18 protein-coding genes are annotated in these 20,366 nt (G+C 57.4%); 12 read left to right on the top strand and 6 right to left on the bottom strand.

What is annotated here, in order from left to right:
• The first annotated feature begins 5 nt into the window (after nucleotides 1-5).
• Together gmhB and ACY4LX_RS01200 are read left to right on the top strand one after the other, a co-directional pair.
• Nucleotides 6-539 carry a D-glycero-beta-D-manno-heptose 1,7-bisphosphate 7-phosphatase gene (gene gmhB / locus ACY4LX_RS01205; RefSeq protein WP_149659330.1) on the top strand — a complete coding sequence of 178 codons (534 nt, stop codon included), beginning with the start codon at nucleotides 6-8 and terminating at the stop codon, nucleotides 537-539.
• A gap of 81 nt (nucleotides 540-620) precedes the next feature.
• On the top strand, nucleotides 621-1,400 hold the full coding sequence (locus ACY4LX_RS01200; protein ID WP_149659331.1) for a lysophospholipid acyltransferase family protein: 780 nt from the start codon (nucleotides 621-623) through the stop codon (nucleotides 1,398-1,400).
• 171 nt (nucleotides 1,401-1,571) lie between these two features.
• Here ACY4LX_RS01200 and ACY4LX_RS01195 read toward each other — a convergent pair whose 3' ends face one another.
• Nucleotides 1,572-3,104: a sensor histidine kinase gene (locus ACY4LX_RS01195; protein ID WP_463258960.1), complete on the bottom strand. Its 1,533-nt coding sequence runs from the start codon at nucleotides 3,102-3,104 to the stop codon at nucleotides 1,572-1,574.
• A gap of 176 nt (nucleotides 3,105-3,280) precedes the next feature.
• Here ACY4LX_RS01195 and ACY4LX_RS01190 point away from each other — a divergent pair, with 176 nt between their 5' ends.
• Nucleotides 3,281-4,000, top strand: coding sequence for a response regulator transcription factor (locus tag ACY4LX_RS01190; RefSeq protein WP_463258959.1), 720 nt, complete (start codon nucleotides 3,281-3,283; stop codon nucleotides 3,998-4,000).
• Nucleotides 4,001-4,092: 92 nt separating this feature from the next.
• On the opposite strand, the gene ACY4LX_RS01185 is transcribed toward ACY4LX_RS01190, so the two are convergent.
• The 5 genes from ACY4LX_RS01185 to dnaA all read right to left on the bottom strand — a co-directional run bounded on the left by ACY4LX_RS01185 (nucleotide 4,093) and on the right by dnaA (nucleotide 11,021).
• Nucleotides 4,093-4,338 (bottom strand): hypothetical protein, encoded by a 246-nt coding sequence (locus tag ACY4LX_RS01185; RefSeq protein ID WP_463258958.1) that lies wholly within the window; start codon nucleotides 4,336-4,338, stop codon nucleotides 4,093-4,095.
• 466 nt (nucleotides 4,339-4,804) lie between these two features.
• Nucleotides 4,805-7,228, bottom strand: coding sequence for a DNA topoisomerase (ATP-hydrolyzing) subunit B (gene gyrB / locus ACY4LX_RS01180; protein ID WP_149659334.1), 2,424 nt, complete (start codon nucleotides 7,226-7,228; stop codon nucleotides 4,805-4,807).
• 5 nt (nucleotides 7,229-7,233) lie between these two features.
• A complete protein-coding gene (gene recF, locus ACY4LX_RS01175) occupies nucleotides 7,234-8,337 on the bottom strand; it encodes a DNA replication/repair protein RecF (protein ID WP_149659335.1) in 1,104 nt (367 codons plus the stop codon).
• 20 nt (nucleotides 8,338-8,357) lie between these two features.
• Nucleotides 8,358-9,461 (bottom strand): DNA polymerase III subunit beta, encoded by a 1,104-nt coding sequence (gene dnaN / locus ACY4LX_RS01170; RefSeq protein WP_054048133.1) that lies wholly within the window; start codon nucleotides 9,459-9,461, stop codon nucleotides 8,358-8,360.
• A 39-nt stretch (nucleotides 9,462-9,500) separates the two neighbouring features.
• Complete coding sequence (dnaA, locus tag ACY4LX_RS01165; protein WP_149659336.1) at nucleotides 9,501-11,021, bottom strand: chromosomal replication initiator protein DnaA; 1,521 nt, start codon at nucleotides 11,019-11,021, stop codon at nucleotides 9,501-9,503.
• 566 nt (nucleotides 11,022-11,587) lie between these two features.
• Here dnaA and rpmH point away from each other — a divergent pair.
• The 9 genes from rpmH to ACY4LX_RS01120 all read left to right on the top strand — a co-directional run bounded on the left by rpmH (nucleotide 11,588) and on the right by ACY4LX_RS01120 (nucleotide 20,304).
• The gene (rpmH, locus tag ACY4LX_RS01160; protein WP_003213577.1) at nucleotides 11,588-11,722 is read left to right on the top strand and encodes a 50S ribosomal protein L34; all 135 of its coding nucleotides are present in this window, start codon (nucleotides 11,588-11,590) and stop codon (nucleotides 11,720-11,722) included.
• Between the two features lie 16 nt (nucleotides 11,723-11,738).
• Nucleotides 11,739-12,140 (top strand): ribonuclease P protein component, encoded by a 402-nt coding sequence (rnpA, locus tag ACY4LX_RS01155; RefSeq protein ID WP_218585769.1) that lies wholly within the window; start codon nucleotides 11,739-11,741, stop codon nucleotides 12,138-12,140.
• Nucleotides 12,133-12,378: a membrane protein insertion efficiency factor YidD gene (gene yidD / locus ACY4LX_RS01150; RefSeq protein WP_080761984.1), complete on the top strand. Its 246-nt coding sequence runs from the start codon at nucleotides 12,133-12,135 to the stop codon at nucleotides 12,376-12,378. The genes rnpA and yidD overlap by 8 nt, the downstream gene beginning before the upstream one ends.
• Nucleotides 12,379-12,380: 2 nt before the next feature.
• Nucleotides 12,381-14,066 (top strand): membrane protein insertase YidC, encoded by a 1,686-nt coding sequence (gene yidC / locus ACY4LX_RS01145; RefSeq protein ID WP_149659338.1) that lies wholly within the window; start codon nucleotides 12,381-12,383, stop codon nucleotides 14,064-14,066.
• Nucleotides 14,067-14,145: 79 nt separating this feature from the next.
• A complete protein-coding gene (mnmE, locus tag ACY4LX_RS01140) occupies nucleotides 14,146-15,516 on the top strand; it encodes a tRNA uridine-5-carboxymethylaminomethyl(34) synthesis GTPase MnmE (RefSeq protein WP_463258957.1) in 1,371 nt (456 codons plus the stop codon).
• A gap of 550 nt (nucleotides 15,517-16,066) precedes the next feature.
• Nucleotides 16,067-17,965 carry a tRNA uridine-5-carboxymethylaminomethyl(34) synthesis enzyme MnmG gene (gene mnmG / locus ACY4LX_RS01135; RefSeq protein ID WP_149659340.1) on the top strand — a complete coding sequence of 633 codons (1,899 nt, stop codon included), beginning with the start codon at nucleotides 16,067-16,069 and terminating at the stop codon, nucleotides 17,963-17,965.
• The gene (rsmG, locus tag ACY4LX_RS01130; RefSeq protein ID WP_149659341.1) at nucleotides 17,962-18,606 is read left to right on the top strand and encodes a 16S rRNA (guanine(527)-N(7))-methyltransferase RsmG; all 645 of its coding nucleotides are present in this window, start codon (nucleotides 17,962-17,964) and stop codon (nucleotides 18,604-18,606) included. The genes mnmG and rsmG overlap by 4 nt, the downstream gene beginning before the upstream one ends.
• A gap of 18 nt (nucleotides 18,607-18,624) precedes the next feature.
• Nucleotides 18,625-19,422 (top strand): ParA family protein, encoded by a 798-nt coding sequence (locus tag ACY4LX_RS01125; RefSeq protein WP_133835237.1) that lies wholly within the window; start codon nucleotides 18,625-18,627, stop codon nucleotides 19,420-19,422.
• Between the two features lie 9 nt (nucleotides 19,423-19,431).
• Nucleotides 19,432-20,304 carry a ParB/RepB/Spo0J family partition protein gene (locus ACY4LX_RS01120; protein ID WP_133835238.1) on the top strand — a complete coding sequence of 291 codons (873 nt, stop codon included), beginning with the start codon at nucleotides 19,432-19,434 and terminating at the stop codon, nucleotides 20,302-20,304.
• The last annotated feature ends 62 nt before the right edge of the window (nucleotides 20,305-20,366 follow it).

Genomic DNA, 20,366 nt, shown 5'->3' with positions numbered 1-20,366 from the left:
ACAGTTTGAAACTGCTGATTCTCGATCGGGACGGGGTGATCAATTACGACTCCGACGCTTACATCAAGTCGGTGGAGGAGTGGATTCCGCTCCCCGGTTCGATCGCAGCCATCGCGCAGTTGAGCAAGGCCGGCTGGACGGTGGCGGTCGCTACCAACCAGTCGGGCATCGCTCGCGGCTATTACGACATCGCCACCCTGGACGCCATGCACGAGCGCTTGCGCTCACTGGTGGCGGAGCAGGGTGGTGAGGTCGGGCTGATCGTCTATTGCCCCCACGGGCCGGACGACGGCTGCGATTGCCGCAAGCCAAAACCCGGGATGTTGAAAACCATCGCCGCGCATTACAACGTGTCGCTGACTGATCTATGGTTTGTCGGCGATACCCTTGGTGACCTGGAAGCCGCAAAAGCCGTCGATTCTCAGCCAGTTTTGGTAAAGACCGGGAAAGGCGAAAAGACTTTGGGCAAGGCCCTACCGGCAGGCACCTTGATTTTTGACGATCTGGCGGCGATTGCCGCAGAACTTATCCACAATTAGAGCGTTTCGAGATTCCTGACCAAGGATTGATCGGGATTGCGCTTTATATAGACGGGCAGAGCCCGCACGGTAACCGTCACCATGTCGATATTGCAGGCCATCAGAACCTTCCTCTTTTACCTGCTGCTGGGCACCAGCTCGTTGCTCTGGTGCAGCCTGAGCTTTTTTATCGCGCCATTTCTGCCGTTCAAGGCGCGTTATCGCTTTATCAACGTGTACTGGTGCCGTTGCGCGCTGTGGTTGAGCAAAGTGTTCCTGGGCATCAGCTATGAAGTGAAGGGTGCCGAGAACGTGCCGGACCAACCTTGCGTGATTCAATCGAATCATCAGAGCACTTGGGAGACGTTCTTTCTCTCGGCTTATTTCGAGCCGTTGAGCCAGGTTCTCAAGCGTTCCCTGCTCTTTGTGCCGTTCTTCGGTTGGGCGATGGCGATGCTGCGACCGATCGCCATCGACCGCGATAACCCGAAAGCCGCGCTCAAGCATGTGGCGAAAAAGGGCGATGAGTTGCTGAAGGACGGCGTCTGGGTGCTGATCTTCCCTGAGGGCACTCGTGTTCCCTACGGCACTGTCGGAAAGTTCTCACGGGGCGGTAGCGCTTTGGCGGTCAACGCCGCACTTCCGGTGCTGCCGATTGCACACAATGCTGGCAAGTTTTGGCCGAAAACCGGTTGGGCAAAGAAGCAAGGTGTGATCACCGTAATCATCGGCGAACCGATGTACGCCGAGGGCAGCGGGCCGCGAGCCATTGCTGCGCTGAACGATCGCGTCCAGGCCTGGAATGAACAGATGCAACGCGATATGGGTTCGCTGCCACCGGCCCCTCAGGCCCCCGCCGCGACGGATCAAGTGGCTGTCTGAGATTCTGTGGATAACCTGTGTACCGTTTTGTTGAAAAACAGCGGATTTGGTTTGTATGGCTATGATTTATATACATATTTCTTAAGCTCATAAAATTCCGGAAAAGGTGCATAAGTTTTTTTCGGACGTAAAAAAACCGGCTGATATAGCCGGTTTTTTTATGCCCGCGATTTACTGATCCAGCAGGGGAAAATGCAGGCTGAAACGGGTGCCTTTGCCCACCTCACTCTGGCACTCGATCTGCCCACCGTGGTGATCCACCACGGCTTTAACCATCGACAACCCTAATCCCACGCCATCAATACCTTGAGCCGAGGAAAAGCGTCGGTACTGGTTGAACAGCTCAGGTAACTCATGGGCGGCGATGCCTTTGCCTTGATCGGCCAGTTCACACTTCAGCCATCCTGCACTGCAACTGACTTGCAGACTGATGCGCGTGCCGGCATCGCTGTACTTGATGGCGTTTTCCAACAGGTTGAACAACGCACGGGTCAGCAGCCCCTGATCGGCCATGATCAGGCTTTCCTGGGCATCGTCCTCCAGGTGATGGACCAACTCGATCTGTTTCAGCTGCGCGATGCTCAGGGCTTGGTCGAACACATCCAGCACCAGCATGGCGAACAGACTGGGCTGGAATTCATAGGTCTCGGACTCGGCTCTGGCTAATTGCACGAAACCGTCCGTGAGGTCCAACGCCCTGCGCACCTGGCGCTCGATCTGATCGAACAGCTGCGTATCGCCGCCGATTTGCTGGCGATGCACATCGAGCAGGGCCAGGATCGCCGAATGCGGCGCGCGCAGGTCATGGGACAAAAAACGTAGCAGCACGCCACGTTGTTCCTCGGCATCGCGTTCGACACTCAGGTCGGTCAGGCTCAGCAGCCAACCGATCGGCGTCTCACCGTCCACTGGCAGCAGTGCCGCACGCTCCAGGCGCAGGCTACGACCCTTGATATCCCTGAACTCGACCAGGGCCAAAGTCGACAAGGGCGGGCGCGATCCATCGAGCAGTTCCGGGTAACCCAGGCGCGCCAATTGCTCGAGCACGTCATCACCGGCCAGCTCAGCGCCAAACACGTCTCGAGCGTTGCGGTTGCCGAGCAAAATCCGGCCTTGGGGATCGCTGATCAACGTCGCGACCGGCAAATACTCCAGGCCATCGGCGATAAAGCGTCGGGTGTCGCGGGTGCGACTCATGGCTTGTTCCAGGGCCATGATTTGCCGCTGCAAATGATCCCCCGTAGGAAACTGCACGCGGCGGCGCTCCGGGAACACTTTCGGTTCGTTGTCCAGACGGGCCAGCTCCCAGCCGAAATAGGTCAGCACCACACTCAAGCGCCGCCAGTTCCAGATCAGGTAGCCAAACAGCATGCCCGTCAGGCTCGCTGTCGGGGACCACCACCAACGCAACTCGGCCAGACCGGCGCTGATCAGTAGCGCGCAACTCATGCCGCCCAAGGTCAACCAAAGCGCCAGGCGCGGGCGCAGCAACATTAAGCCGAGTACACAGGCCACCAGGCTAACCGAGATCAACGCTCCCATCGCGCCCGAACCTTCGGGTCCATCCGATTGGGCGCTGTAGGAAAGCAGCGCCGTCAGCGGCAGCAGGGTCAGACTTATCCACAACCATTCACGGACCAATTGCCGGAACAAACGCTGAACTTGAGTGGGCTCGCGACTCTCGCGGCGACGCTGATTCGTCATGGAAAAAAAGGATAGGGGAGGGGCCGGGGAATTAGGTTCATGAGTCACTGGTCTGATTGGTAGATTGAACCTGGAGAATCATAGCGGACGACGACCAATGGGGCGCCGCTTACTTTCGCTCCCCAGGCCGAGCCGGTATCGTCTACCGCCCACCCGCCATCAAGGAACTGCCGCACATGCGCGTCGCGATACTGGACGATGAACCCGCCGAATTACGCCGGGTGGAACAGACCCTGCGGCAAATGGCCGAACCGGGCGAACAGCCCTGGTCATTGCACAGCTTCGAGCGCGGGGAAGACCTGTTGCGCCAGCTACGCCGGGAAACCTTCGACCTGTTGATCCTCGACTGGCAACTGCCGGACCTCAGCGGACTCTCGCTGCTGCGCTGGACCCGCGAACACATGGACGCGCCGCCAGCGGCCATCATGCTCACCAGCCGCGACGCCGAGAGCGACATCGTCCAGGCTCTGAATGCCGGGGCCGACGACTACGTCAGCAAACCGTTCCGTCCCAACGAATTGAAAGCCCGGGTCGCTGCCGTGTTGCGCAGACATAGCCAACAACGGGCGACGGCCACCGAAGCCTTGAGTTTCAATGACCTGGTATTCGACGACGCCGACCTGACCGTCACCCGCGCCGGCACGCCAATCGGCATGACCGAGCGGGAATACAGCCTGGCCCGTTGCTTGTTTACCAATCTCGGCCGGCCATTGTCCCGGGAGTATCTGTATGGGCGGTTCTGGAGTCATGAAGAGATGGTGTCTTCACGGCCGCTGGACACGCACATTTATCGCCTGCGCAATAAGTTGGGGCTGACGGCGGATCGGGGTTGGCAGTTGCTGACGATTTATGGGTATGGGTATCGGTTGGAGAGTGTGGGGGCAGTGAGCGAATAAGATCAAAATCCATAAAAAAGCCAACGGATGTGCGTTGGCATTTGTTTGAGATACTCGCCGCCTTCAATTTGAATCTGGTACACCACTGCAGCTCATTTCACGATGGAGTCGCCTTGCAGCTTTCCAACTGCAGATGAAATTTCTTTGATGCTGCTTTCCGGAGTAGAGAGATCCTCCGGCATCGTGCCTCCTAAATCAGCAATGGTTTCGCGTACTTTCCTGCCAACCTCAAGATGTACTTGGTTAGCGCGGTGCTTACCCTTAACCTCATCGCGGCGAAGTTTTTCTTCAGCCTGAGTAGCTCGGAACAGATTGGCAGCCAATTCAGTAGCGCCCATATGGTCAAGAATCTTCTGATTCTAATATTGACCATTGCGAGCGTATCCTCGAAATGGCCATCGGTCGCGTGCCCACTGTTTCTGCAGGCATCTTTAGCCCGGGCCAAAACAGATTGGAAGTGTCGATATTCCGAGTATTCGAGCAGTTTTGACAGGATTCTTGCTGACCAAAATTCCGCGCCGTTTGCGTCGATCTGCTTCCGTTCCTCGAAAGACTGATGCTGCTCGTTCATTAGCCTTATTCCTCGTTGTTCATAAATCAGCAGCACTGGCGAAGACTGCCAATGCTAACCCTCCTTCTTAGCAACGTACGATGCGCTATTTATCAAACAGCGCTACACATCTAGCCTCTTTATTAATTCACAGATCCTAAAACAAAAACCCCGACTCGAGAGCCGGGGTTTTTGTTTTTCTGAGCCGGAATAGACGGCCATTTGTGACATTTAATGTTTCGTCGTCATCTGGATCAGAAGTCCAGGTTGGAAACCGCCAAGGCGTTGCTTTCGATGAAGTCACGACGGGGTTCGACCGCATCACCCATCAGGGTGTTGAAGATCTGGTCCGCGCCAATGGCGTCTTCGATGGTCACTTTGAGCATCCGGCGCTGAGCTGGGTCCATGGTGGTTTCCCACAGCTGATCCGGGTTCATCTCGCCCAGACCTTTGTATCGCTGGATGGTGTGACGCTTGGTGCTTTCAGCCATCAGCCATTCAAGGGCTTCCTTGAATTCGGTGACCGGTTTCTTGCGCTCGCCGCGCTGGATGTACGCGCCGTCGTCGAGCAAGGTGCTCAGTTGAGCTCCGAGGGAAACGACAGTTTTGTAATCGTTGCTGCCGAAGAAGTCGCGGTTGAACGTGATGTAGTTCGACAGGCCGTGGGAGATCAGTTCGACCTCTGGCAGCCAGACGTTACGTTCACGGTCTTCACGCAGGCTGGCTTTGTAGACCAGGCCGGACTTCTCGACGGTACGCAGGCGAACTTCGAACTTGGCCATCCAGTCTTGCATCACTGCGTGATCGGACAGTTGCTCCAGGGTGACAGCAGGCAGGTAAATGAAGTGCTCGGTCAGTTCCTGTGGGTACAGGCGGGACAGACGCTTGAGGGTCTTCATGACCAGACGGAAGTCATTCACCAGGCGCTCAAGGGCTGGTCCGGAGATACCCGGAGCGTCCTCGTTCAGGTGCAGGCTCGCGTCTTCCAGGGCCGACTGCGTCATGTACTCTTCCATGGCGTCGTCGTCTTTGATGTATTGCTCTTGCTTGCCTTTCTTGACCTTGTACAGCGGCGGCTGGGCGATGTAGATGTAACCGCGCTCGATCAGCTCCGGCAACTGACGGAAGAAGAAGGTCAGCAGCAGGGTACGGATGTGCGAACCGTCGACGTCAGCATCGGTCATGATGATGATGTTGTGGTAACGCAGTTTGGCGATGTTGTATTCGTCACGGCCAATGCCGCAACCCAGCGCAGTGATCAAGGTGCCCACTTCTTGCGAAGAGATCATCTTGTCGAAGCGCGCCTTCTCGACGTTCAGGATCTTGCCTTTCAACGGCAGGATGGCCTGGGTGCGACGGTTGCGACCCTGCTTGGCGGAGCCGCCAGCAGAGTCACCTTCCACGAGGTACAGTTCGGACAGGGCAGGGTCTTTTTCCTGGCAGTCAGCCAGTTTGCCCGGCAGGCCGGCGATATCCAGCGCGCCTTTACGACGGGTCATCTCACGGGCTTTACGCGCCGCTTCACGGGCACGGGCCGCGTCGATCATCTTGCCGACGACCAGCTTGGCTTCGTTCGGGTTTTCCAGCAGGAAGTCGGAGAAGTACTTGCCCATTTCCTGTTCGACCGCGGTCTTCACTTCGGAAGAAACCAGCTTGTCTTTGGTCTGGGAGCTGAACTTCGGATCCGGAACCTTCACCGAAATGATCGCGGTCAGGCCTTCACGGGCATCGTCACCAGTGGTGGCAACTTTGTGTTTCTTCGCCAGGCCTTCCGCTTCGATGTAGGTGTTCAGGTTACGCGTCAGCGCGGAACGGAAACCCACCAGGTGAGTACCGCCGTCGCGCTGTGGAATGTTGTTGGTGAAGCACAACAGGTTCTCGTTGAAGCTGTCGTTCCACTGCAGGGCGATTTCAACGCCGATGCCGTCTTCACGCTGGATGTTGAAGTGGAACACCTGGTTGACCGGAGTCTTGTTGGTGTTCAGGTATTCAACGAACGCACGCAGGCCGCCTTCGTACTTGAACAACTCTTCCTTGCCGCTGCGCTCGTCCTTAAGGACGATGCCGACACCGGAGTTGAGGAAGGACAGTTCACGAATCCGCTTGGCCAGGATGTCCCAGCTGAAATGGATATTCTTGAAGGTCAGGTCGGACGGCTTGAAGTGAATCTGGGTACCGGTGGTTTCGCTCTCGCCAACGATTTTCATCGGCTCTTTCGGAACACCGTGGATGTAGGTCTGCTCCCAGATCTTGCCGCTGCGGCGCACCGTGAGAACAAGCTCTTCGGACAGGGCGTTCACTACCGATACGCCCACACCGTGCAGGCCGCCGGAAACTTTATAGGAGTTGTCGTCGAACTTACCGCCGGCGTGCAGCACGGTCATGATGACCTCGGCTGCGGAAACGCCTTCTTCTTTATGCACGTCTACCGGGATGCCACGACCGTTGTCGCGCACGGTGATGGACTCATCCGGGTGGATAATGATGCTGATATCGTCGCAGTGGCCAGCGAGCGCTTCATCGATGGAGTTGTCGACTACCTCGAAGACCATGTGGTGCAGACCGCTACCATCGTCGGTGTCACCAATGTACATACCGGGACGTTTGCGTACGGCATCCAGGCCTTTCAGCACTTTAATGCTCGTTGAGTCGTAGGTATTCGTATTTTCTTCGCTCAATGCCTTCACTCCCGATGGTCGTGGGTCTGGGTGATACGGCCCTGTTCCACGTGGAACAGAGCGACTGGCGTTTCCGTCTGCCAGCCTTCCCTCAATAATTCGTGATCTACACAGGTGATAAACACCTGGCAGCGTAAGTCTTCCAGCAAGCGGCAAAGCGCACGGCGGTGTTGCTCGTCCAGTTCGGACGGCAGGTCATCCACCAGATAAATACACTGGCCGCGTCGGGCCTGGCTAACCAAGTGCCCCTGGGCAATCCGCAATGCACAGACCACTAACTTCTGCTGACCCCGGGACAAAATGTCCGCGGCGTTATGTGCGCCCAATCTAAGACGCAAATCAGCGCGTTGTGGTCCGGCTTGGGTATGACCCATTTGCTGATCCCGCTGCAGGGACCCGGCGAGCACTGCACTCAACTCGCGGTCCTTGTCCCATCCGCGGTAATAGCTGAGCGTCAAACCTTCGAGCTCAACCAGTTCGCTCAAGGTCTGTTCAAAGACTGGTTTCAAGGCTTTGATATAAGCGCGGCGGTATTCATCAATTTCTGCACTGGCCTGGCACAGTTCCCTGTCCCAAACCGCTTGCGAAACGGCGTCAAGTGTACCATGCCGCAGCCAAGAGTTTCTCTGGCGCAGGGCCTTCTGCAAGCGCTGCCAGGTGGACATGAATCGCGGTTCCACGTGGAACACACCCCAGTCGAGAAACTGCCGGCGAATCTTCGGCGCGCCCTCCAACAGCCGGAAGCTGTCGGGGTTGATCAGTTGCAATGGCAGGATCTCCGCCAACTGCGCCGCGCTACGGGCGTTCTGCCCATCGATGCGGATCTGGAACTCGCCTTGCCGGTCCCGGGAAATCCCCAAGGCGCTGTGCCCGCCCTCGGACAATTCCACCTGCCCAAACACCGTGCACGCCAATTGCTCGTACTGAATGACGGGCAAAAGACGGCTGCTACGAAACGAACGGGCAAGCCCCAGCAGATGAATGGCTTCCAGAACACTGGTTTTGCCGCTGCCGTTGGCGCCGTAAAGAATGTTGATTCGGGGAGAGGGGGAGAAGGTCACCGGGTGCAGATTGCGCACCGCGGTGACCGAGACGCGACTTAAGGACATCTAGCTTCTGCTGAGCATGATTACAGACGCATCGGCATGACAACGTAAGCCGAGTCGTCGTTGTCGGACTCTTGCACCAGCGCACTGCTGTTGGAGTCGGACAGGATCAGGCGAACCTGCTCGGTGGTCATCACGCCCAGCACGTCGAGCAGGTAGCTCACGTTGAAGCCGATTTCCAGATTGCCGCCGTTGTATTCAACGCCGACTTCTTCTTCCGCTTCTTCCTGCTCCGGGTTGTTGGCCTGGATCTTCAACTGACCGTTGGCCAATTGCAGACGAATACCGCGGTACTTCTCGTTGGACAGGATCGCGGTGCGGCTGAAGGCTTCACGCAGGGCCTGGCGGTCGCCGAGTACCAGCTTGTCGCCACCCTTCGGCAGAACGCGCTCGTAATCCGGGAATTTGCCGTCGACCAGTTTCGAGGTGAAGGTGAATTCGCCGGTAGTCGCACGGATGTGGTGTTGACCCAGGACAATGCTGACGAGGCCATCCGGCTCGGTCAGCAGGCGCGCCAGCTCAAGGATACCCTTGCGCGGCACGATCACCTGGTGACGATCCGGCTGACCGATGTCGGCCTTCATCGAGCACATGGCCAGACGGTGACCGTCGGTGGCCACGGCGCGGATGATACCTTCGGACACTTCCAGCAGCATGCCGTTGAGGTAGTAACGCACGTCCTGCTGGGCCATGGCGAAGCTGGTGCGTTCGATCAGACGACGCAGTTTGCTTTGCTCCAGGCTGCAAGTCAGCGAACCCGGGCCTTCTTCAACCGTCGGGAAATCGTTGGCCGGCAAGGTCGACAGGGTGAAGCGGCTACGGCCAGCCTTCACCACGAGCTTCTGCTCATCGACCTTGATGTCGATCAGCGCGTCGTTCGGCAGGCTCTTGCAGATGTCCATCAGCTTGCGCGCAGGCACGGTGATGGAACCTGGATCAGCCGGCTCTTCGAGTTGCACACGACCGACCAGCTCGACTTCCAGGTCTGTACCGGTCAGCGACAGCTGCTGGCCTTCGACAACCAGCAGCACGTTGGAGAGCACCGGCAAGGTCTGTCGGCGCTCGACGACGCCTGCGACCAGTTGCAGGGGTTTCAACAGGGCTTCGCGTTGAATGGTGAAATGCATGGTCTAGTCCCTTGCCTTAATAAGCTGCGCTGGTGTTCATCAAGTGGTCAGTGTACGCAGCAGGTTCTTGTAGTCCTCGCGGATGTCCGCGTCGGATTCCTTAAGTTCGTTGATCTTGCGGCAGGCGTGCAAAACGGTCGTGTGGTCGCGGCCGCCAAACACATCGCCGATTTCCGGCAGGCTGTGGTTAGTCAACTCTTTGGAGAGGGCCATTGCAACCTGACGCGGACGTGCGACCGAGCGTGAACGACGCTTGGACAGCAAGTCGGAGATCTTGATCTTGTAGTACTCGGCGACGGTGCGCTGAATGTTATCCACAGAGACCAGTTTGTCTTGCAGCGCCAACAGATCTTTCAAGGATTCGCGAATCAGCTCGATGGTGATGTCGCGGCCCATGAAGTGCGAGTGGGCGATCACGCGCTTCAGCGCGCCTTCGAGCTCACGGACGTTGGAGCGAATACGCTGGGCAATGAAGAACGCCGCATCGTGGGGCAGATCGACTTTGGCCTGGTCGGCCTTTTTCATCAGGATCGCCACGCGGGTTTCCAGCTCCGGCGGCTCGACAGCCACCGTCAGGCCCCAGCCGAAGCGGGACTTGAGGCGCTCTTCGAGGCCTTCGATTTCTTTCGGGTAGCGGTCACTGGTGAGAATGACCTGCTGGCCACCTTCAAGCAGGGCGTTGAAGGTGTGGAAAAACTCTTCCTGGGAACGTTCCTTGCGAGCGAAGAACTGAATGTCATCGATCAGCAGGGCGTCCACCGAACGGTAGAAGCGCTTGAACTCGTTGATCGCGTTCAGCTGCAGCGCCTTGACCATGTCGGCCACGAAACGCTCGGAATGCAGGTACACGACCTTGGCATTCGGGTTCTTCTTTAATAGGTGGTTACCCACAGCGTGCATCAAGTGGGTCTTACCCAAGCCGACGCCACCATAAAGGAAGAGCGGGTTGTAACCATGCTTCGGGTTGTCCGCCACTTGCCAGGCCGCAGCCCGGGCCAGTTGGTTGGACTTACCTTCGACGAAGTTCTCGAACGTGAACGTTCGGTTCAGGTAGCTGGTGTGCTTGAGCGCGCCTTCCACCTGGACGGTGCGTTGTTCGGCGCGAACCGGGGCCTGTTGCGAACTGGCGCCGGCCATTGGATCGAAACTGTCGCGGGATGGCTCTTCACTGACGTCGGCAATCTTTTGGGTTGCGCGTTTGGTCTGTGTGGCGGCCGGGGCAGGCGCGGGTGCGCTGACCGGTGCCTGGGAGACTTGCGCCTGGGACGCCGCAGCGGCCAGCGGGGCGTTGGGTGCCGCACGCGGGGCCGAACTGCGTTTGCTGCCTATTAATAAGGAAAGCACCGGCGCCATGCCATTGCCATGCTCATCCATCAGTTCGAGGACGCGGCCCAGGTACTTTTCGTTGACCCAGTCGAGAACAAAACGATTCGGTGCGTAGACACGCAACTCATCGCCTTCGGCTTCGACCTGTAGTGGACGGATCCAAGTGTTGAATTGTTGGGCAGGCAGCTCATCGCGCAAAAGCTCCACGCACTGCTGCCAAAGTTCCACTGACACGGATATCCCCTAAGTTGAAAGCCGGTGAGGCAAAAACAAGCGGCCATTGTAGCGGCCAGACGCGCACTTATCCACATGCAGGTTGCGCACAGCCCATGAATTATCAACGCGTTAACTACTTAAAAGGCGACCAGCGGTATGTGCATAAGCTCTGTGGATAACCGCCCATGAGGGCACTGGACAAGTGGGGGGTAAACTCGGTGGATAACTGACCTGTGGATAACTGACCATTCCACACACAGCTTATCCAACAGCGCAGCACAGGCTGACCACCGTTTTCCACCGTAGTTGTCATTCCCTGTACATCACGGATTAGAAGGGCTAAAGGTAGTTATCCACAGCAGATGGCGTCCCTAGCTTTTATAAGCTTTACAGAAAAGCTTTAAATAATTCCCTTCTTTATTTCTATATCTAGCGAAGGAGCGTCGGGCGAGAAACCCCTGGAGATCTATTTATAAGGAAACGCTGGTTGGAAATTGACCTAGAGGCTTGCTTTCTCTAGAATCCCCGGTCTCTTAAAACGGGGGCCATTCCGGCCCGTTGTGGACGAACCAGGTAACACGACAATGAAACGTACTTTCCAACCAAGCACTATCAAACGCGCTCGTACCCACGGTTTCCGTGCTCGCATGGCTACCAAAAACGGTCGTGCCGTCCTGTCGCGTCGTCGCGCCAAAGGTCGTGCGCGTCTGGCAGTTTGATAATCCGGCACTGGAGGTGAGTCAGGACTTCAGTCGGGACAAGCGTTTGCTTACGCCCCGGCATTTCAAAGCAGTCTTTGACTCCCCTACCGGCAAGGTTCCGGGGAAAAATCTCTTGCTCCTTGCGCGCAACAACGATCTTGATCACCCCCGTCTCGGGTTGGTTATCGGGAAAAAGAGCGTAAAGCTCTCCGTCGAGCGCAATCGCCTCAAACGTCTGATGCGCGAATCGTTTCGCCTGAACCAGGATTCACTGGTCGGTTGGGACATTGTTATCGTCGCGCGCAAAGGTTTGGGGGACGTAGAAAACCCCGAATTGATTCAGCATTTCGGCAAACTCTGGAAGCGTCTGGCACGCAGCACGCCAGTACCAGCAGTTAAAACCGAAACTGTAGGGGTAGACAGTCCTGATGCGTAAACTGGCACTCGTTCCGATCCAGTTTTATCGCTATGCCATTAGTCCCCTGATGGCCAGTCACTGTCGTTTCTACCCCAGTTGTTCCTGCTACGCGTACGAAGCCATAGAAAATCATGGCCTTCTGCGCGGTGGCTGGCTGGCCTTTCGTCGTTTAGGTCGCTGTCATCCGTGGAATCCCGGTGGTTATGACCCGGTTCCGCCTATCCCTACCTCCCGTTCTTCTTCGATGGCCGAGTAATCATGGATATCAAACGCACGATCCTGATCGTCGCCCTGGCAATCGTGTCCTACGTTATGGTTCTTAAATGGAACCAGGACTATGGCCAGGCTGCCCTGCCGACTCAGAATGTTGCTTCCAGTACTACCGCACCGGGCCTACCGGACACGGCGACTGGCAATAATGCTTCTGTCAGTGACGACATTCCCCGCGCCGCAAGCGATACCAGCACTGCACCTGCCGAAACTCCGGTAGCTGTCAGTAAAGACCTCATCCAGATCAAAACGGATGTGCTCAACCTGGCCATCGATCCACAAGGTGGTGATGTTGCCCAGCTGACGCTGCCGCTGTATCCACGTCGCCAGGACCATCCGGAAATTCCATTCCAGTTGTTTGATAACGGCAACGAGCGGACTTATCTGGCCCAGAGCGGTTTGATCGGCGCCGACGGTCCGGACGCAAGTCCAACCGGTCGTCCGGTTTACGCTTCGGAGAAGAAGATTTATCAGTTGGCTGACGGTCAGGACCAATTGGTCGTGGACCTGAAGTTCAGCAAGGACGGCGTCAACTACATCAAGCGTTTCACCGTGAAACGTGGCCTGTATGACGTAACCGTTTCCTACCTGATCGACAACGAAAGCGCCAAGCCTTGGTCCGGCGCGATGTTCGCGCAACTGAAGCGTGATGCCAGTTCCGATCCTTCTTCCAGCACGGCCACCGGTACCGCGACTTACCTGGGCGCCGCCCTGTGGACAAGTAACGAGCCGTACAAGAAAGTGTCGATGAAGGACATGGACAAGGCTCAGCTGAAAGAAACCGTGAACGGTGGTTGGGTTGCCTGGTTGCAACACTACTTTGTGACCGCCTGGATTCCGGCCAAGGGCGAAAACAATGTCGTCCAGACCCGTAAAGACAGCAAAGGCAACTACATCATCGGTTACACCGCTCCGGCAGTGACCGTTGCGCCAGGTGCCAAAGGTGAAATCAGCGCTGTTCTGTACGCCGGCCCGAAAAGCCAGGCAGTGCTGAAAGAGTTGTCCCCAGGTCTGGAACTGACCGTCGACTACGGCATTCTGTGGTTTATTGCCCAGCCAATCTTCTGGTTGCTGCAACATATCCACGCCATTGTCGGTAACTGGGGCTGGTCGATCATCTTCCTGACCATGCTGATCAAGGGGCTTTTCTTCCCTCTGTCGGCTGCCAGCTACAAATCCATGGCGCGCATGCGTGCAGTGGCACCGAAACTGGCGTTGCTGAAAGAGCAGCATGGCGACGACCGGCAGAAAATGTCCCAAGCCATGATGGAGCTGTACAAGAAAGAGAAAATCAATCCGCTGGGCGGCTGCTTGCCGATCCTGGTGCAGATGCCGGTTTTCCTTTCGCTGTACTGGGTTCTGCTGGAAAGCGTGGAAATGCGCCAAGCGCCGTTCATGCTGTGGATTACTGACCTGTCGATCAAGGACCCGTTCTTCATTCTGCCGATCATCATGGGTGCAACCATGTTTATCCAGCAGCGGTTGAACCCAACGCCTCCGGATCCGATGCAGGCCAAGGTGATGAAGCTGATGCCAATCATCTTCACCTTCTTCTTCCTGTGGTTCCCGGCGGGTCTGGTGCTGTACTGGGTGGTCAACAACTGCCTGTCCATCAGCCAACAGTGGTACATCACGCGTAAGATCGAAGCGGCTACCAAAAAAGCCGCTGCGTAACTTACTCTGTGGATAACCACTCAAAACGCCCCCTAGTGGGGCGTTTTGCTATCTGTCACTTTTGTCTGGATACCGGTTTATGAGCGTTCCTCGTGAAACCATCGCCGCCGTCGCCACCGCTCAAGGTCGCGGCGGGGTGGGCATCGTCCGTATTTCCGGGCCGCTGGCGAGTGTGGCGGCCAAAGCCATCAGCGGTCGCGAACTGAAACCGCGTTACGCCCATTACGGCCCGTTCCTGAGTGAAACCGAAGAGGTACTGGACGAAGGCATCGCCTTGTATTTCCCCGGTCCAAACTCGTTCACCGGCGAAGATGTGCTGGAACTCCAGGGCCACGGCGGTCCGATCGTCCTGGATATGCTGCTCAAGCGCTGCCTGGAATTGGGTTGTCGCCTGGCCCGACCGGGTGAATTCAGCGAACGCGCCTTCCTCAACGACAAACTCGACCTGGCCCAGGCCGAGGCGATTGCCGATTTGATCGAGGCCAGTTCTGCACAGGCTGCGCGTAATGCCCTGCGTTCCTTGCAAGGTGCGTTTTCCCAGCGTGTGCATAACCTCACCGAGCAATTGATCGGTTTGCGCATCTACGTTGAAGCCGCCATCGACTTCCCGGAAGAAGAAATCGACTTCCTCGCCGATGGCCATGTGCTGAACATGCTCGACAAGGTCCGCGATGAATTATCCACAGTGCTTCGCGAAGCCGGGCAGGGTGCCTTGCTGCGGGACGGCATGAACGTCGTTATCGCAGGACGGCCGAACGCCGGCAAATCCAGCCTGCTCAATGCCTTGGCCGGTCGTGAAGCGGCGATTGTTACCGAGATTGCCGGCACCACCCGGGACATTCTTCGCGAACATATCCACATCGACGGCATGCCGTTGCACGTGGTCGACACTGCAGGCCTGCGCGATACCGATGACCAAGTGGAAAAAATCGGCGTTGAGCGAGCGTTGAAAGCCATCGGCGAAGCGGATCGGGTGTTGCTGGTGGTGGATGCCACCGCGCCGGAAGCCCTGGATCCGTTTGCCCTGTGGCCAGAATTCCTCGAAACCCGGCCAGACCCGGCCAAAGTCACGCTGATCCGTAACAAGGCTGACCTGACGGGCGAAGCGATTGCCCTGGAAGTCAGCGACGATGGCCATGTCACCATCAGCTTGAGTGCCAAGTCTGCGGGCGAGGGCCTTGAGCTGCTGCGTGAACACCTCAAGACCTGCATGGGCTACGAGCAGACCTCGGAAAGCAGCTTCAGCGCACGCCGGCGTCACCTGGAGGCGCTGCGCCATGCCAGTGCCTCCCTCGAGCACGGCCGTGCGCAGCTGACGTTGGCAGGTGCCGGCGAGCTATTGGCTGAAGATCTGCGTCAAGCGCAGCACTCTTTAGGTGAAATCACCGGCGCTTTCAGCTCCGATGACCTGTTGGGGCGGATCTTTTCCAGCTTCTGCATCGGTAAATAGCCCCTTCGTTGTTCACAGACAGGCCATTCGTGCCTGTCTGTTCCCTCCTTTTCTGAAAACTTCCCCCAGTGCCGAGCAGATTCTTTCTGCTTGAGCGGATTTCTCCTGCCCGGAAATCGTCCTTTCGCCGCTTTTCTGTGAATTAAGCCCTGTGAATAACTGCCACTAAGGGCAGTTGATAACAGGGCCTGAAAACTGAAGATAAACCCCTCTGTGGATAACCACCCCTTTCATCCACAGGCTTACACCGGTTATCCAAGGGCCTCCTTGGCACATGACCACAGGGTTTTGAATCTCTGTACATATTGAATATAAAGGCCTGTAGAGATCTATCCACAGAAATGGTGCTCAGTAGAAATAAACATAAAAACAAAGATTTAATAAATTTCTCTCTTTTTAATTTCTATAACCCCGACTTCTCCACAGCTGGTTAAATTTTGTGCAAAGGGTTCTTTAGGAAGGGCGAAGTCCCTATACTTGCCGACCAGGTCCAAAAACCTGAGACCAACCTATTCCGGATTACCTAACTGAAGCAGGCACGAGGTGCGTGGTGGATTTCCCTTCCCGTTTTGAAGTGATCGTCATCGGCGGCGGTCATGCCGGTACCGAGGCAGCACTGGCGTCAGCACGTATGGGGGCAAAAACCCTGTTGCTGACGCATAACGTGGAAACCCTCGGTGCCATGAGTTGCAACCCTGCCATTGGCGGGATCGGCAAAAGCCACCTGGTCAAGGAAATCGACGCCCTCGGCGGCGCGATGGCCATGGCCACCGATAAGGGGGGTATCCAGTTTCGCGTGTTGAACAGCCGCAAAGGCCCGGCCGTGCGAGCGACTCGCGCTCAAGCCGACCGGGTTTTGTACAAGGCCGCTGTCCGCGAAGCCCTGGAAAACCAGCCCAACCTGTGGATATTTCAACAAGCCGCTGATGACCTGATCGTCGAACAGGAAACGGTGCGCGGTGTTGTCACCCAAATGGGTCTGCGTTTCTTCGCCGATTCTGTGGTGTTGACCACTGGCACCTTCCTCGGTGGACTTATCCACATCGGCATGCAGAATTATTCCGGCGGTCGCGCCGGTGATCCGCCATCGATTGCCCTGGCTCGCCGCTTGCGTGAGTTGCCGCTGCGCGTTGGTCGCTTGAAAACCGGTACGCCGCCGCGTATCGACGGCCGTTCCGTGGATTTCTCGGTGATGACCGAGCAAGCAGGCGATACGCCGATCCCGGTGATGTCGTTCATGGGCTCCAAAGAGCAGCACCCGAAACAGGTCAGCTGCTGGATTACCCACACCAATGCCCGGACCCACGAAATCATCGCCGCGAACCTCGACCGTTCGCCGATGTATTCCGATGCCGGGCTGATCGAAGGCATCGGTCCGCGTTATTGCCCCTCGATCGAAGACAAGATCCACCGCTTTGCCGACAAGGAAAGCCATCAGGTCTTCATCGAACCGGAAGGCTTGACCACCCACGAGCTGTACCCGAACGGGATTTCCACTTCCCTGCCATTCGACGTGCAATTGCAGATCGTGCAATCGATCCGCGGCATGGAAAACGCGCACATCGTTCGCCCGGGCTACGCCATCGAATACGACTACTTCGACCCGCGTGACCTGAAGTACAGCCTGGAAACCAAAGTGATTGGCGGTCTGTTCTTCGCCGGACAAATCAACGGCACCACCGGTTACGAAGAGGCCGGCGCCCAAGGCTTGCTGGCCGGAGCCAACGCCGCGCTGCGTGCCCAGGGCAAAGACGCCTGGTGTCCGCGTCGCGACGAGGCGTACATCGGGGTGTTGGTCGATGACCTGATTACCCTGGGTACCCAGGAACCGTACCGGATGTTTACGTCCCGGGCCGAATACCGCCTGATCTTGCGCGAAGACAACGCCGACCTGCGTCTGACCGAAAAAGGTCGCGAACTCGGTTTGGTCGATGATGCCCGTTGGGCAGCGTTCTGCAAAAAACGCGAAAGCATCGATCTGGAAGAGCAGCGCCTGAAAAGTACCTGGGTTCGCCCGGGCACCGAGCAGGGCGATGCGATTTCCGAGAAGTTCGGCACGCCGCTGACCCACGAATACAACTTGCTCAACCTCTTGAGCCGTCCGGAAATCGACTACGCTGGTCTGATCGCCGTGACGGGCGGTGGTGCAGAAGATCCACAGGTCGCGGAACAGGTCGAAATCAAGACCAAGTACGCTGGCTACATCGATCGCCAACAGGATGAAATTGTTCGTCTGCGGGCCAGCGAAAATACCAAGTTGCCTGTGGATATCGATTACACGAACATCTCCGGTCTCTCCAAAGAGATCCAGAGCAAGCTCGGTGCGACCCGTCCAGAGACGTTGGGCCAGGCGTCGCGTATCCCGGGCGTGACCCCGGCAGCGATTTCGCTGTTGATGATTCATTTGAAAAAACGCGGCGCGGGCCGTCAGTTGGAGCAAAGCGCTTGAGTTCGTTGGTCACCTCGCAACATGCAGAAGAGTTATCCACAGGTGCTCGCCAGCTCGGTGTCACGCTGACAGAAACCCAGCACGCGTTGCTGCTGGGTTATCTGGCCCTGTTGATAAAGTGGAACAAGGCCTACAACCTGACTGCCGTGCGTGATCCGGACGAAATGGTGTCCCGTCATTTGCTCGACAGTCTGAGCATCATGTCGTTTGTGGAAAACGGCCGCTGGCTGGACGTTGGCAGCGGCGGCGGCATGCCGGGCATTCCGTTGGCCATCCTGTTTCCAGAGTCTCAAGTGACCTGCTTGGACAGCAATGGCAAGAAAACCCGCTTCCTGACCCAGGTCAAACTCGAACTCAAACTGGATAACCTGCAAGTTATCCACAGTCGCGTTGAAAGTTTCCAGCCAGAACAGCCGTTCAACGGGATCATCTCCCGGGCGTTCAGCAGCATGGAAAACTTCAGCAACTGGACGCGCCACCTCGGCGACCGCGATACACGTTGGCTGGCAATGAAGGGCGTTCATCCCGCCGATGAGCTGGTAGCATTGCCGGCAGACTTCCACCTCGATAGCGAACACGCCCTGGCCGTACCTGGTTGCCAAGGCCAACGCCATCTGCTGATACTGCGCCGCACGGCATGATTGGGAACACAAGCAAGAATGGCTAAGGTATTCGCGATAGCGAACCAAAAGGGTGGTGTGGGCAAGACCACCACCTGCATCAACCTCGCAGCTTCCCTGGTCGCTACCAAGCGCCGGGTGTTGTTGATCGATCTCGATCCACAGGGCAACGCCACCATGGGTAGCGGTGTGGATAAACACGGCCTGGAAAACTCGGTCTATGACCTGTTGATCGGTGAGTGCGACCTGGCCCAGGCCATGCACTTCTCCGAGCACGGTGGTTACCAGCTGTTGCCGGCCAACCGCGATTTGACGGCGGCCGAAGTGGTGCTGCTGGAAATGCAGATGAAAGAAAGTCGTCTGCGCAGCGCATTGGCGCCAATCCGTGAAAACTACGATTACATTTTGATCGACTGCCCGCCGTCGCTGTCGATGTTGACCCTGAACGCACTGGTCGCCGCTGACGGGGTCATTATCCCCATGCAGTGCGAGTACTTTGCGCTCGAAGGTTTGAGCGACCTTGTGGATAACATCAAGCGCATCGCCGAACTGCTGAACCCGAACCTGAAAGTCGAAGGCCTGTTGCGGACCATGTATGACCCGCGCCTGAGCCTGATGAACGATGTCTCGGCCCAGCTCAAGGAACACTTCGGCGAACAGCTCTACGACACCGTGATTCCGCGCAACATCCGCCTGGCCGAAGCGCCAAGCTATGGCATGCCGGCGCTGGCGTACGACAAATCATCGCGTGGCGCCATCGCCTACCTGGCATTGGCGGGCGAACTGGTTCGCCGCCAGCGCAAAAACTCACGCACCGCCGCCGCTCAGGCAACTTAAGGAATCCCCATGGCCGTCAAGAAACGAGGTCTCGGACGTGGACTGGATGCACTGCTGAGTGGTCCGACTGTCAGCTCGCTCGAAGAGCAAGCGGTACAAGCCGATCAGCGTGAGCTGCAGCACCTGCCCCTGGACCTGATCCAGCGCGGCAAGTACCAGCCGCGCCGGGACATGGATCCCCAGGCGCTGGAAGAGCTGGCGATGTCGATCAAGGCCCAGGGCGTCATGCAGCCGATCGTGGTTCGCCCGATTGGCAACGGTCGTTTCGAAATCATCGCCGGCGAACGCCGCTGGCGTGCCAGCCAGCAGGCCGGCCAGGAAACCATCCCGGCGATGGTGCGCGATGTGCCGGATGAAACCGCCATCGCCATGGCGCTGATCGAGAACATCCAGCGCGAAGACCTCAATCCAATCGAAGAAGCGGTGGCCCTGCAGCGTTTGCAGCAGGAGTTCCAGCTGACCCAGCAACAGGTCGCCGAGGCTGTGGGTAAGTCCCGCGTCACCGTCGCCAATTTGCTGCGCCTGATCGCGTTGCCGGAAGTCATCAAGACCATGTTGTCCCACGGCGACCTTGAAATGGGCCACGCACGTGCTTTACTGGGTTTGCCGGAGAATCAGCAGGTTGAGGGGGCGCGACACGTTGTCGCACGCGGGCTGACCGTGCGCCAGACTGAGGCACTGGTTCGCCAGTGGCTGAGTGGCAAACCGGAGCCTGTGGAAGCCGCAAAACCCGACCCGGATATCGCTCGACTTGAGCAGCGCCTGGCCGAGCGCCTAGGCTCTGCGGTGCAGATCCGCCACGGAAAGAAGGGCAAAGGGCAGCTGGTGATTGGTTATAACTCTCTCGACGAGCTTCAAGGTGTGCTTGCGCACATCCGCTGAAACATTTCCTCATGTAGCGCGCAGTCGGAAATCACTACCTGACAGTTGAATAGGGGCTGAAC

The organism is Pseudomonas sp. Emmai (genome assembly GCF_055179735.1).
This window is presented reverse-complemented; position numbering and strand designations above follow the sequence as displayed.